13 protein-coding genes are annotated in these 12,733 nt (G+C 47.0%); 9 read left to right on the top strand and 4 right to left on the bottom strand.

Going from position 1 to position 12,733, the window contains the following annotated elements:
* Positions 1-6 precede the first annotated feature (6 nt).
* Both fliN and NL646_RS10565 read right to left on the bottom strand, forming a co-directional pair.
* Positions 7-378: a flagellar motor switch protein FliN gene (fliN, locus tag NL646_RS10560; protein WP_005462794.1), complete on the bottom strand. Its 372-nt coding sequence runs from the start codon at positions 376-378 to the stop codon at positions 7-9.
* Positions 375-1,193, bottom strand: a complete 819-nt coding sequence (locus NL646_RS10565) for a FliM/FliN family flagellar motor switch protein (RefSeq protein ID WP_017447233.1) — start codon at positions 1,191-1,193, stop codon at positions 375-377. Before NL646_RS10565 ends, fliN begins: the two co-directional genes overlap by 4 nt.
* Before the next feature lie 386 nt (positions 1,194-1,579).
* Between NL646_RS10565 and NL646_RS10570 the strand changes: the two genes are divergently transcribed.
* From NL646_RS10570 to fliJ, 8 genes are read left to right on the top strand one after another with little or no spacing between them, the layout of a single operon-like run.
* On the top strand, positions 1,580-2,602 hold the full coding sequence (locus NL646_RS10570) for an OmpA family protein (protein ID WP_025539821.1): 1,023 nt from the start codon (positions 1,580-1,582) through the stop codon (positions 2,600-2,602).
* A complete protein-coding gene (locus NL646_RS10575) occupies positions 2,602-3,933 on the top strand; it encodes a sigma-54-dependent Fis family transcriptional regulator (RefSeq protein WP_253664245.1) in 1,332 nt (443 codons plus the stop codon). The genes NL646_RS10570 and NL646_RS10575 overlap by 1 nt, the downstream gene beginning before the upstream one ends.
* A 16-nt stretch (positions 3,934-3,949) precedes the next feature.
* Positions 3,950-4,306, top strand: a complete 357-nt coding sequence (gene fliE, locus NL646_RS10580; RefSeq protein ID WP_005462799.1) for a flagellar hook-basal body complex protein FliE — start codon at positions 3,950-3,952, stop codon at positions 4,304-4,306.
* 3 nt (positions 4,307-4,309) lie between these two features.
* On the top strand, positions 4,310-6,064 hold the full coding sequence (gene fliF, locus NL646_RS10585) for a flagellar basal-body MS-ring/collar protein FliF (protein WP_031831263.1): 1,755 nt from the start codon (positions 4,310-4,312) through the stop codon (positions 6,062-6,064).
* A complete protein-coding gene (locus NL646_RS10590; protein WP_005478340.1) occupies positions 6,027-7,046 on the top strand; it encodes a flagellar motor switch protein FliG in 1,020 nt (339 codons plus the stop codon). The genes fliF and NL646_RS10590 overlap by 38 nt, the downstream gene beginning before the upstream one ends.
* Positions 7,047-7,049: 3 nt before the next feature.
* The gene (gene fliH / locus NL646_RS10595; protein WP_253664202.1) at positions 7,050-7,805 is read left to right on the top strand and encodes a flagellar assembly protein FliH; all 756 of its coding nucleotides are present in this window, start codon (positions 7,050-7,052) and stop codon (positions 7,803-7,805) included.
* Entirely contained in the window at positions 7,798-9,147 is a 1,350-nt protein-coding gene (fliI, locus tag NL646_RS10600; protein ID WP_005478244.1) for a flagellar protein export ATPase FliI, read from the top strand. Before fliH ends, fliI begins: the two co-directional genes overlap by 8 nt.
* A 15-nt stretch (positions 9,148-9,162) precedes the next feature.
* The gene (gene fliJ / locus NL646_RS10605) at positions 9,163-9,603 is read left to right on the top strand and encodes a flagellar export protein FliJ (protein WP_005462826.1); all 441 of its coding nucleotides are present in this window, start codon (positions 9,163-9,165) and stop codon (positions 9,601-9,603) included.
* A gap of 37 nt (positions 9,604-9,640) precedes the next feature.
* Here the strand turns inward: fliJ and NL646_RS10610 are convergent, their stop codons facing one another.
* A complete protein-coding gene (locus NL646_RS10610) occupies positions 9,641-10,678 on the bottom strand; it encodes a trypsin-like serine protease (RefSeq protein ID WP_253664203.1) in 1,038 nt (345 codons plus the stop codon).
* Positions 10,679-10,765: 87 nt separating this feature from the next.
* On the bottom strand, positions 10,766-11,656 hold the full coding sequence (locus tag NL646_RS10615; protein WP_253664204.1) for a LysR substrate-binding domain-containing protein: 891 nt from the start codon (positions 11,654-11,656) through the stop codon (positions 10,766-10,768).
* A gap of 112 nt (positions 11,657-11,768) precedes the next feature.
* On the opposite strand from NL646_RS10615, the gene NL646_RS10620 reads away from it, so the two are divergent.
* Entirely contained in the window at positions 11,769-12,695 is a 927-nt protein-coding gene (locus tag NL646_RS10620) for a DMT family transporter (protein ID WP_031812657.1), read from the top strand.
* The last annotated feature ends 38 nt before the right edge of the window (positions 12,696-12,733 follow it).

A 12,733-nucleotide genomic window follows, 5' to 3' on the forward strand; every position in this document is an offset into this window, starting at 1 on the left:
CAAAAATTATCGACCAACGCCGCTTAATGCCGAATCGTGTACGTCAATCAAGCGAAGACCGTATTTGTCATTAACGACAACTACTTCCGCATGGCCAAGTAGGGAACCGTTCACTTTTACGTCCAACGGTTCGCCGTTCAGCTTTTCAAGTTCAATGACGGTGCCTTCGCCCGCTTTCATCAAATCACCAAGTGGGATCTCTTTACTTGCGACTTCAAGCGTGACAGTCACAGGGATGCTTTTGAAAAAGCTCAGGTCGCGCTCTGCAGCAACAGGCTCAGGTTGGCGCGTTGTTTCAGCTTCAAAGTCTTCTAATTGAAAATCATCAAAGTTCAGTTCATCTGTGTCGAACGCTTTAGTTTCAGGCGCTTCGCTCATCGCTGCGTTTCCTTATCCGGGTTAAAAATCAAAACAAGCTGTCCGTCTTGCTCAGCAATACGGCCAGTAAAGAGAGGTTGATTGCCAATGCTTACCGGTACGGTATTCAGTAATTCGATTGGCATGATGTCATCAGGTTTTAGGCTGACAACGTCACTTAGAGCCATCGTTTTTTTACTCAATACCACGTTAAGACGAACTGGCGTTGATTCTAGGGAACGACAAAAAGGTTCATACAAATCCACGTCTGATTGCAGCTCAAGCTGTTCAATCAAGGTTTGGATCAGATGCGTGTCCAGTTTTAAGTACATCGACCCTTGATAACCTTCAAAGGTGATATTTAATTGGACACATAAGCCTATGCCGCGTGGAGCTTCATACTCACATGCTTCCCACATGTCTTGCGGTGCTAGCCAACCGATAATAATGCGGCTGATTCTTTCCTGTAGGCGAAGATCACTGGCAGTCAATGTTGCGACTGAACGCTCTGTATTAGCGCCATAAAAACGGTCTGCTAATTTAACGAGAGTCTGAGTATCACCGTGAACAAATACCATGCCACCTTCTTGGTGCTTATGGGTGGATGTCTGATCTTTGTCCATCATTGCAGGAGAGAATCGATGCAGGTCTACGGAGGTTAAGCTAGCTTCCACTTTGTTTGTACTGAGCCAATTTTGCAATTCATTCGTTAGGCTTGAACAAGATTCTGAAATTAAATTTTCAAGCTTATCTCGAATGATATGAATAGGCTTGCCTAATAATTCGACATCAAGAGATTTGATATCGGAAATAGACTCACTAACTCTAGTTTCCATTTATATTTTACCGTGCGTTAACAAACTAAGTTCTTCTAACTTAATATTCGGTAGTCTACACAGAGTTTTTCATGATGTTTTAGTTTTAACTTCGAATTATGTGACTTTAGTTCACATGTTGCTTATGTCAGTACATGCGAAGCTTTTAATAAAAATTAAAAAGGGTTAGTTTCATTTATAAATCGGTTAATAAATTAAAATAGCAACTTTTGAGCAATATTTGTTGTTATTTCACCAGGTTCCTCTATCTGGTGACTAACGTGATTATTATAAAAAAATTAATATAACTAGTTGTTTTATTGGTCTTATCTCGTTTGTTTTATGGGTGTTCCAGCTCATGTAAACGTTTGCCAATCAATTTAAGTATTTCAGAATAGGTAATTAACATGATTAGCTATGCCAGTTATAGAGCTTCAGTGGCATATTTAATTAAACTGCTTAAGTCATGGAAATGTAAGATATACCTTTCCTTTCGTAGTTTGATAATAATTTGTAACGTCTTTTTTTCTTTGGGTTTGGTCAATTTTAATCCAGCCATGTCTGGTGAGGTATTGACTGTTCCAATGGATATTTCTAATTGGTCTTTCAAAGGAAGCAAATTTGAGTGCAACCTGATGCATTCAAAAGTTCCAATGGGGAAGTTTTATTTCCGTGCGGAACCAAATAATCAAATTTTATTTATTTCCGATATACGCAACGAAGGGAATAAATGGCAAGGTGCGACACTAATTAGTCAAAATGCACCGTGGGGTAAAGAGCTTTATAGAAAAGTTGAATCTTCTCTTACGGTTACCAAGCCTTCTCGTCGATTTGTATTCCGTAAAGGCGCACCCTCACTAATGAAGGCGATTGCCGGTGGTAGTTGGATTACGCTGGTATTGGAAGGAAAAGACGCTTCCGCTTTGTCAGAAGTAAGAATCCCAACAATTCAAATTCAAAAGGCACTGAGCGAATTTAATGCGTGTCTTGAGCGACTACCGAAACTGTCGTTCTCACAAGCAAGAGACATCGTTTTGCCTTTTCAATTCGGTCAGAAAACACTAAATGCGAATCAGCAACAGACGTTAGCTGCGCTCTATAGCTATCTTTCTGTTGATGACCGAGTGACGAAAGTGCTAATCGATGGTCATACCGACAATGTTGGACCAAGGCTCACCAATCTTTCGGTATCACGTTTACGTGCTCAACAAGTGGCCGATGCACTGATTGCTCACGGTGTAAACCCAAATATTATCGAAGTCAGATCTCATGGTGACCGATATCCGGTCGCAAATAACAATACAGCAGCTGGTCAGGCCAAAAATCGACGTGTGACGTTGCGCCTAGTCAGAGACAACGAACGCACCATAGAAAAAAACACCATGTACGTACAACAACAGACTCAACAGAAGAAGGTTAAGGTTCAATGATGACGAAAACGAATATTTTGTTGGTTGAGCCGAACGAACACCTTGCTCAACCTGTACTGGATGTGCTGAAGAATGCCGGTTACACCGCAAAGCACACACGTACAGGGCGAAGCGCACTGTTAGAAGAGCGCGCAAGCATCACGTTAGTGAGCTCTACGCTACCGGATATGTGCGTACGTGAGTTTGTTGCGTGTCACCAGAAGCAGCGTAATGCTGGCGTTGTGATTGCGATTGTGGATCAAGAACAAGGCATTTTGGCGGCAGAGACTATGAAGTCGGGCGCTACCGATTACTTGTTGCGTCCGTTTGAAGCGAATCAGCTCATCAATTTGCTAAAGCGTGTTGAAGCTCTTGGCAAACCAATGGCAAACATTGTGGCTGAGTCGTGGCGCAGTAAGCAGGTACTTCAATTGGCGCACCGTGCAGCGTGTACGAACGCGAGTGTGTTGATCACGGGTGAGTCTGGTACAGGTAAAGAGGTGCTAGCTCGATATGTACACGAACACTCTCCTCGCATTAATGGCCCATTTGTTGCAGTGAACTGTGCCGCGATTCCTGAATCGATGCTAGAAGCGGTGCTTTTTGGTCATGTGAAAGGCGCGTTTACTGGCGCGACGAATTCGCAAAGCGGTAAGTTTGAAGAAGCAAACGGCGGCACGATTTTGTTAGATGAAATCGGTGAAATGTCTCCTGCAGTCCAAGCCAAACTTTTGCGTGTACTTCAAGAGCGAGAAGTGGAACGTGTGGGCAGTCACAAAGCCATCAAGCTTGATATTCGAGTGATTGCCGCAACCAACAAAGATTTACGAGAAGAAGTGCAAAAAGGCACCTTCCGTGAAGATCTTTACTACCGACTGGATGTGTTGCCATTGCATTGGCCACCACTTCGCGAAAGAAAAGAAGACATTTTACCGATCAGCCAATTCTTTATTGAAAAATATCAAGATAGCAGCCGCTGTCACTTCTCTCAGGATGCGATCAGCGCTCTGAGTCAGTATCACTGGCCGGGCAATATTCGTGAATTAGAGAACGTTATTCAACGTGCCTTGGTGATGCGCCATGGTGACTACATTACAGCGCATGATCTGATGTTACCGATTGAACTCATTGCCCCAGTGCCTTCCATGGAGCCAAAGTCCAGCTTTGGTCATGTGGAAGCGAAGAAGCAGGCTGAATACCAATTTATTTTGGACAAATTACGTCAGTTTGGTGGAAACCGAACCAAAACCGCAAACGCCTTGGGAGTATCAACCCGAGCGCTACGTTACAAGCTCGCAGCCATGCGAGAACACGGTATTGATTTACAGTCGGCTCTAGGCTCGGCTGCCTAATAGGAGAAAAATATAGATGGCAAGTCAACCTACTAATGCGGTCTCGGCAGAGCAACTCATGTTGTCAAAAATGCAGGCGATGCAGGCTCAAGTGCAGCCGCCTGAATTTATCGTGAGTGCCAACCCTTTAGATCAACAAGCACTGAATGCTCCACTGTCGTTTTCTCAAGCGATGACGAACGTGTTGGATACAGTCAATCAACATCAATCTGCGGCCAGTCAAAAAATGACGGCGGTAGAAACTGGGCAAAGTGACGACTTAGTTGGCGCAATGGTCGCAAGCCAGAAAGCCAGCTTATCGTTCAACGCTCTTATGCAGGTGCGCAACAAAGTGGTTGCCTCTTTTGAAGATATTATGAAGATGCCGGTGTAATTCATGTCAGAACTAACCCCCCAAGTTGCCGGAAATACGGCCATGACGACCAGCACGACACAAGCGTTCTCGCCAGCAGGCAACATGGACGACGTGGCAAATAAGCTTAAGCAGCTTTGGTCAAGTAGCCAACGAAATCTTGTTCTATCCGCTGTTCTCGCGGCGATTGTAGCGGCGATCATTGTGGTTGCGCTTTGGAGTTCTTCTCAAAGCTTCCGTCCGCTTTACAGCCAACAAGAGCGATTCGATATTGGCGAGATTGTCTCGGTCTTAGAGAGTGAAGGTGTGAGCTACCGCATGCAGGAGCAGAACGGCCAAGTGCTGGTTCCTGAAGGTGAGGTGGCTCGCATTCGTATGTTATTGGCGTCAAAAGGCGTAAAAGCGAAACTGCCAACCGGATTGGATTCGCTGAAAGAAGACAGCTCATTAGGTACTAGCCAGTTTATGGAGACTGCGCGTTACCGTCATGGCTTAGAAGGTGAGTTAGTACGCACTATCATGTCGCTAAACTCGGTAGCGAATGCGCGTGTTCACCTTGCGATTCCTCGTCAAACTTTGTTTGTTCGCCAAAACGGTGAAAATCCGTCTGCATCTGTCATGCTCGAACTCAAACCTGGTGAAGACCTCAAGCCAGAACAGGTTGAAGCGATCATCAACTTGATCGTCGGCAGTGTGACGGCAATGAAGCCTGAGTTTGTTTCTGTCATTGACCAATATGGCCGATTGTTGAGTGCAGATGTGGCGTCAGCAGAAGCGGGCAAAGTAAACGCGAAGTATCTGGAATACCAAAAGAACGTTGAGAAGCAAATCATCCAACGTGCGGCAGACATGCTAACGCCGATTGTTGGTCCTAGTAATTTCCGCGTTCAGGTTGCAGCCGATATGGATTTCAGCCAAGTGGAAGAAACGCGAGAAATCCTTGATAACGCGCCAGTGGTTCGTAACGAACATACCATTCAAAACAATTCGATTGACCAAATCGCGCTTGGCGTACCAGGTTCCCTCAGCAACCAGCCTCCAGTGACTGGTGAGGCGGCGACAAACGACAGCCAAAACACCAATGCGCGTTCTGAAGTGAATCGTCAATATGCGGTTGGCAGCAGCGTGCGCCGTACTCAGTACCAACAAGGTCAGATTGAGAAATTGAGCGTATCGGTTCTATTGAACTCAAAAGCATCGCCAGACGGCGTGGCTTGGAGCGATGCAGACAAGGCGCAAATCTCTACCATGATCACCGATGCCGTTGGCATTTCAGCTGCGCGAGGTGACAGCTTGAGCTTGATGAGCTTCAACTTCACACCGATTGATATCGATGCGCCAACAGCTCTGCCTTGGTGGCAAGACCCTACGGTTCAACAGCCATTACGTTACGTGATCGGCGGGATGTTGGGCTTGGCGATGATCTTCTTTGTGTTGCGTCCATTGATCATGCACCTAACCGGCGCAGACAAGCCAGTTCCTGAACTGAACTTTGCTGAGCCGCCACAAGAAGAGCCAGATTACGACAACTTGCAAACACGTGAAGAGCGTGAGCATGAAGAAGTGCTTAACCGTCGTCTGTCTGAAAAAGGCATTTCTGCCTCGACGGGTCTGGATGTGAACAGCGACATGCTGCCTCCTGCAGGTTCTCCACTAGAGATTCAATTGAAACACCTACAGCTTATTGCTAATGAAGAGCCAGAGCGCGTAGCCGAAATACTGAAACAATGGGTAAACATCAATGAACACAGCTCAGTTGACGTCAAAACAAACGCTTAGTTATGTAGAACAAACCGCGCTTGTGCTACTGGGCATGGGCGAGGATGCAGCGGCCAAAGTGTTGCAGCATTTCACCCGCGATGAAACACAGCGTGTGACTCGCGCAATGGCGAAACTGAATGGCATAAAAAGCGATTCAGCACGCGGCGTGATTCAAAACTTTTTTGAAGATTTTCGTGAGCACAGTGGTATTCGTGGTGCATCAAAAGAGTACTTGTCGAACACCTTGCGTAAGGCGCTCGGCAACGATCTTGCTAAAGGTCTGTTGAACAACCTGTACGGTGACGAAATTCGCAACAACATGCAGCGTCTGCAATGGGTTGAGGCTGAAACGCTGGCGCGATTTATCGTCAACGAGCACCCGCAGATGCAAGCCATTTTCTTGGCTTATCTGCCAGCGGATAGCTCATCTGCCGTGCTGAAGCATCTGCCGCAAGACTACCATGATGAAATCATCTTCCGTATTGCGCAGCTACAAGACATCGATCACCAAGTCGCGACCGATCTGCATGAACTGGTTGAACGTTGTATCGAAAAAGTGTCTGCAAGCCAAAGTGTACCGCTTTCTGGCGTTAAGCAAGCGGCAGACATCATCAACCGCTTTGAAGGCGACCGTGGTTCACTGATGGAAATGCTCAAACTGCATGATGAAGAAGTGGTTAACGCCATCGAAGAGAACATGTTTGACTTCATGGTGCTGGGCCGTCAACGCGAAGAAACCATGGACATGCTCGTACAGCAAATTCCACTCGAGCTTTGGGCTACCGCACTGAAAGGTTCGGATATCACGTTGCAGCAAGCGATCAAACGCTCAATGCCACAACGTATGGTGAAAGCGCTAGAAGACGATATGGAAGCGCGTGGTGCAGTTGCACTAAGTCGAGTTCAGAAAGCACGCCAAGACATCATGCAAATGGTGCGCGAGCTTGATGAGTCGGGCGAAGTTCAGTTGCTTCTATACGAAGAGCCAACGGTGGAATAAAGCATGGCAGAACAAAGATCGAACATTATGCGACTGCCTCCAAGTGGTTACCGTTTACACCGTTTTCCGCCGCTGGCTCAGCCAGTTGCGGTTGATGAAGAGTTCGGCTTGGACAACCAAGGTTGGCAAGAGTCGCAAGTGGACATTCAGCAGCAACTTGAAGCAGGTTTCCAACTGGGGCTGCAACAAGGTCATGAAGAAGGTTTACGCCAAGGCATCGAGCAAGGTAAGCAACAAGGCTTGCTCGATGGTCAGAAAGAAGGTTTTCAGAAAGGATTTGTTTCTGGTGAACAAGCTGGTAAGCAAGGCTTTTTAGAAGCGGCGAAGCCAGTTAATGACTTGTTCCAAGCCTTGTCTCGCTGGCAAAGTGAAAAAGAGCAGCAGCAACGCCACATGATTTGTGAGTTGGTACAGAAGGTGGCTCAGCAGGTGATTCGTGCCGAACTTACTCTGATGCCACAGCAAATTCTGGCGCTGGTGGATGAAACACTGTCTGCGATGCCGGGCAAAGCGGAGACTGTGACGGTTCATCTCAACCCACAAGATCTAGAACGCATTACGCACATTAACGCGGATCTGCCTAAGTCTTGGAAGCTGGTTGCCAACAACGAACTGCCAATTGGTGGTTGTCAGTTAGTGACGGATGATGCGGAAGCAGACGCCAGTTGTGACTCACGCTTAGAGGCGTGTATGGACAACGTAAAACAGCACTTGTTAGACGAAGTCAGCATTCCACAGGTTGAGTCTGAAAATGAGTAGTACATTAAGCCACGAACTATTAAGTGAGCGTTTGAGCGATGCATTAGCATCGCTTGATTCTATTCCCGTTGCGCGAGTAACCGGACGCTTGATTAAAGTGAACGGCTTGATGTTACAAGCGGTTGGATGTCGTTTTAAGCTTGAGCAACGTTGCTTAGTGGAAACCGCCGAAGGCGATATGATCGAAGCACAAGTGGTCGGCTTTGATCATACCGTTGCGTACTTAATGCCAATCCGCCGTTTAGGCGGTTTGTTTGCAGGTGCGAAGGTGATCCCATTAGACGGCGACAGTACCGTGCAACTCAGCTCTCAGTGGATGGGACGCGTGGTGAACGGCTTAGGCGAGCCATTGGATGACGGCATGCCGCTTAAAGGGGGCGATCGTGTTTCACTTGAACCTAAACCGATCAACCCCCTTAAGCGTCGTCCTGTCGATACACCGCTTAATGTTGGCGTTCGTGCGATCAACGGTTTGCTGACGGTCGGTAAAGGTCAGCGTATTGGTCTAATGGCGGGCAGTGGTGTTGGTAAAAGTGTGTTGATGGGGATGATCACCAAAAACACGGAAGCGGACGTCATTGTGGTGGGTTTGATTGGTGAGCGTGGTCGAGAAGTTCGTGAGTTTATTGAACGCAACTTAACGCCAGAAGCGAGAGAAAAAGCCATCATCATTGCTGCGCCTGCGGATGAATCACCATTGATGCGACTTAGAGCGACACTGCTTTGTCACCGCGTCGCGGAGTATTTCCGAGATCAAGGCAAAGATGTACTTTTGTTGATGGATTCCCTAACGCGTTACGCGATGGCTCAACGTGAAATCGCGTTATCTTTGGGGGAACCGCCAGCGTCGCGCGGTTATCCGCCTTCGGTATTCAGTGTGTTACCGCAGCTATTAGAGCGAGCGGGTAACAGTGAAAACCCTCATGGCAGCTTAACGGCGATTTACACTGTCCTGGCGGAAGGCGACGATCAGCAAGACCCAGTCGTGGACTCTGCTCGTGCCATTTTGGATGGACACGTTGTGTTGTCGCGCCAGCTGGCGGAACAAGGGCATTATCCGGCGATTGATATCAACGCTTCTATCAGCCGTTGTATGAGCACTTGTACGCAACCTGCTCATTCCACCATCGCAAACAACTTCCGCCAAATGTACTCCAATTACCTTCAGGTGAAAGAGTTACTGCCGCTTGGTGGCTATCAACCGGGTCAGGATCCTGAGTTGGATCAGTCTGTGTCGATGTATCCGCATTTGCGTTCGTACTTACAGCAATCAGCGAACGAGGCGGTGGATTACACCACCAGTTTGACTGAGCTGGCTCAAATGTTCCAAGGCGCACAGTAGAGAGCGAACGCAGCGATGAAAGCCAAACTTAAAGCGGTCGGCAAACTGCAACAAATGGAAGAAAAGCAGCGTGATAGAGTCGGGCAGCAGCTCGACGCTATGCGTCAGCGTCACAATCATCTTTCAACGCAGTTGCAACAACTTTCAGCCCTCAAAGGACACGCTGGTCAATCGGCGTTGTCCTCTCCGTCTCTGAATAGCGCGGCGTTGATGAACTTCAACCGAGTTGATCAGATGCTGCAAAGAATGCTTCGTCACCACGAGCAAGAGCAAGCGGTGATGCAAGCTGAATGTGCATCAGTACAAAAAACGTTAGAACACAAACACGCTCGCGTTCAAGGGTTGGAAAAGGTATTAGAGAGATGGCGTACCAAGCAAAATTATGAGAAAGCCAAAAAAGAGCAAAAGCTGATTGAAGACATCATCAACTCTCGCGTGAAACGCAAAACGTTGTAAGCGTTTTGCGTTTATTTTTATCTAATAAAGAGAAACGTTACGTCGTTTTTCTGCGTCGCAGCCACCCTAATAATCCTCCAAAGAACAACATCCCTGCACCTATTGCACCGCCGCTGCCGTTGTCGCTAAATCCTGAAACATTAGTGTCTTCTGGATCAAAGCCTGAATCACCTTCGCTATGGTAATCCTCTAAGGCTGCTAAGCTTGCGTTATAAACGGTTTTGACCCCATAACTGGTTCTTGCCTCTATCCACGAGGTGTAATTCAGAATCTCTGTGAACACGCTCGGAATGGCTGCCGACTCACAAATGGATGAGCCGTAGCTCACAATCCCGATTTGCTGATACATACCGTTGCTGTCTTGATAGGTGAGTGGGCCGCCAGAGTCTCCGCTACATATTCCAGTATAGCTACGGTCTGGAAAGCCATTTGCACAAATGTTTTCTTGATCGTTATACCCCACAACGAGAGAAGCACATTGGGCATCAGAAAGCGGTTGAACCTCCGCCCATCGTAAATAGTTCGGGCCACTGGTGTCGGTCGTGGACGTTTGTCCCAATCCAAAGATTTGATAAACCGATTCGCCGCTGTAATCGCCAAAATCTTGAGGCAGAGTGATGGACTGAACGTTATCGGTAATTGGTCGGGTTAACTCCAATACCGCCAAGTCGTTAATCCATAGGTCATTAGGATCATAGTTGGGATGAATTGTAATAGTGCGAACGTCTTTGAACTCTTCGACATAAACATCGTTCATGGTTGGATTTTTTACCAGAACACGGAGGTCATTTGCTGTCCAACCGTCAGTAAAAACCGAGGATTCTACGCAGTGGGCGGCCGTTAATATGAAACGATCATTAACGATAGAACCACCACAAATATTCGCGAATTGTCGGTCGCCCGTTTTGTGTAAAATTAGCCGAGCAAAGAAGGGGAGCTGATTTTGAGACGCTTGCTGGCCTCCAATAATCGCGGTTGAAATGCCTTGCTCGTCAAGCTCCGCCCCGTCACTGGCATTACCCACTGCTGGTACAACGAGACAAGCCCCAATCACTACTCTATGAAACAATCGCATAGCCTCATCCTTGAGTTTTTTCGCACTCTATTTACTTTAGCCGAGAGTTCACCAAGCTCAAGTTAACGTATTGAGTAACAGGCTCAGTTACGCAAATTCTTGTTTTAACCACGAGCGCAATAGGTGAAAGCTTTCTTGCTTGAGTTTATGCGGTGGGCAGACAAAATAAAGCTGCTGATTAGGATTGATCACAGGCTCACCAAGTTCGATCAGCTGACCGTACTTGATGTCGTCTTTCACAAACAAACGGTGAGTCACCAACACACCCAAACGACGCGTGGTTGCCTGTACCGCTTGAATCGACATATTAAAAGTGATCGGCTTTTTGTTTTTTGGACGAGCGACTCCTATCGCGTCTGACCAGACTTGCCAATCGTGTTTTCTGCGCTCATTCGTGACCTCAATGAGCGGATACGTCTTTAAGATGTCAGAAAGGTTAACTGGATTGCTGTGGTCGATGAGATCAGGGCTGCACACTAATACCAGTTCGTCTTCACTGAGCTTTTCGCAATAGTAGTCTTGCCACTCTTCAGGTTTGCCATGCACCAACGCAGCATCAACGCCTTCTTGTTCCAAATTGAACCGTCCAGAAAGGTTAGATAGGCGCACATCAAGTTGGGGCGCATAGGCTTGAAGGCGTGGCATACGTGGGATCCACCAATGCAGTGCCAAGGAATTCACCATGTTTAGCGTAATGCGTTGAGAGTTTTGATCGTGCATCAGTGCTTCGGTTGCATCGACGATTTGTTCCAACGCTGGCCCGACTTTGCGGTAGTATTTTTTGCCTTCGGTATTGAGGTACACATGGCGTCCAATGCGGTCAAAAAGCGGTTTGTTTACTTGGCTTTCGAGAGATTTAATCGCTTGACTGATCGCCGAGTGGCTAACGCTCAGAAGCTGGGCGGCTTCCGTCATACTGCCTGATTCTGCCACCGTCACAAACGCGTAGATGGATTTTAATGGTACTAATTTGCGCATGGAACGAACCTGTTTTCAATGTGTAAGTTTTGCTTACAATAGTGGTTAATATTACTCGCTATTTCTATAAAGTCACTTTTCATAAAATGCTCCGAGAATTAAGGAGTATCTAATGAATCACGTTCACAAACCCATCGTATTTATGTTGATGTCTACATTAAGCTTATCTGTTACGGGCTTGCTAGCAAAGCAGCTGTCTGAGGCGCTTTCGGTAACCATGTTCAGCTTTCTGCGATTTTTCCTACCTGCGCTTATCTTGCTCTTAGTTCTGATCCCGAAAGGCATCAAACTGCCGAAATCGACCGAGTTGAAGGCCACTTTGCTACGCGCACTTTGTATTGGTCTGTCTCAACTGTGCTTTATTGCGTCTCTTCAAACGTTAACGCTGGTCGAAAGTGTGGTCCTTTTTGCTACAGGCCCGTTGTTTATGCCTGTGATTGAGAAGCTTGTCTGGCATGGAAAAATTCGTGCGTCCACCGTTTTTGGTATTGTGATGGCGTTTAGTGGTGTGGTGTTGTTGGCTGGAACGGAAGGCGAATTTACTTTGCGATACGACTTACTGCTTGGTTTGGCTGGTGGCCTGTTTAACTCCGGCTCACAATTGACGCTGTATAAAGTCAGCAAAAGCAATATGTCGCCGCTAGAGATCAACTTCTGGGCGTTTAGCTTTGCCGCGTTATTTATTCTGCCTTTGGCGCTTATCAACGATGGCTCTGGACTGTTGGGGGCTCATTCATTCTCACTATCCGTTGAGCCTAGAGTGCTGTGGCTATTAGTCATGTCGATGTTGATCATCAATACTCAAGTGTTTCGTGCAAAAGCCTATCAACTGGCCAGTAGCGGCTCTCAACTCGCACCACTGATTTTTACCAACTTGTTGTTTACGGCCGTTTGGCAATCACTTTTTTTCGCTGATGTAATGAGCCGCACTCAAATCGCGGGCATGGGCTTAATTGTGCTCGCGACGGTATTGAATGGGTGCTGGGATGTATTGGTCAAGCATCACCAAAGCAAGGCGTTACAAACGAAAACATCTTAGTGCCTCGTAAAAGTTAGTTGAGATAAGCATTTAAAACG

It is taken from the genome of Vibrio sp. Y20_XG_PY13, assembly GCF_024181925.1.
Taxonomy (GTDB): domain Bacteria; phylum Pseudomonadota; class Gammaproteobacteria; order Enterobacterales; family Vibrionaceae; genus Vibrio; species Vibrio parahaemolyticus.

What these genes read in the sequence shown, in the direction of transcription:
- fliH (WP_253664202.1), top strand. Translation starts at nt 7,050, where the DNA reads ATGGCAGAACAAAGATCGAACATTATGCGACTGCCTCCAAGTGGTTAC.
- fliE (WP_005462799.1), top strand. Translation starts at nt 3,950, where the DNA reads ATGGCAAGTCAACCTACTAATGCGGTCTCGGCAGAGCAACTCATGTTG.
- fliI (WP_005478244.1), top strand. Translation starts at nt 7,798, where the DNA reads ATGAGTAGTACATTAAGCCACGAACTATTAAGTGAGCGTTTGAGCGAT.
- fliF (WP_031831263.1), top strand. Translation starts at nt 4,310, where the DNA reads ATGTCAGAACTAACCCCCCAAGTTGCCGGAAATACGGCCATGACGACC.
- NL646_RS10610 (WP_253664203.1), bottom strand. Translation starts at nt 10,678, where the DNA reads ATGCGATTGTTTCATAGAGTAGTGATTGGGGCTTGTCTCGTTGTACCA.
- fliN (WP_005462794.1), bottom strand. Translation starts at nt 378, where the DNA reads ATGAGCGAAGCGCCTGAAACTAAAGCGTTCGACACAGATGAACTGAAC.
- fliJ (WP_005462826.1), top strand. Translation starts at nt 9,163, where the DNA reads ATGAAAGCCAAACTTAAAGCGGTCGGCAAACTGCAACAAATGGAAGAA.
- NL646_RS10575 (WP_253664245.1), top strand. Translation starts at nt 2,602, where the DNA reads ATGACGAAAACGAATATTTTGTTGGTTGAGCCGAACGAACACCTTGCT.
- NL646_RS10590 (WP_005478340.1), top strand. Translation starts at nt 6,027, where the DNA reads ATGAACACAGCTCAGTTGACGTCAAAACAAACGCTTAGTTATGTAGAA.
- NL646_RS10570 (WP_025539821.1), top strand. Translation starts at nt 1,580, where the DNA reads ATGATTAGCTATGCCAGTTATAGAGCTTCAGTGGCATATTTAATTAAA.
- NL646_RS10615 (WP_253664204.1), bottom strand. Translation starts at nt 11,656, where the DNA reads ATGCGCAAATTAGTACCATTAAAATCCATCTACGCGTTTGTGACGGTG.
- NL646_RS10620 (WP_031812657.1), top strand. Translation starts at nt 11,769, where the DNA reads ATGAATCACGTTCACAAACCCATCGTATTTATGTTGATGTCTACATTA.
- NL646_RS10565 (WP_017447233.1), bottom strand. Translation starts at nt 1,193, where the DNA reads ATGGAAACTAGAGTTAGTGAGTCTATTTCCGATATCAAATCTCTTGAT.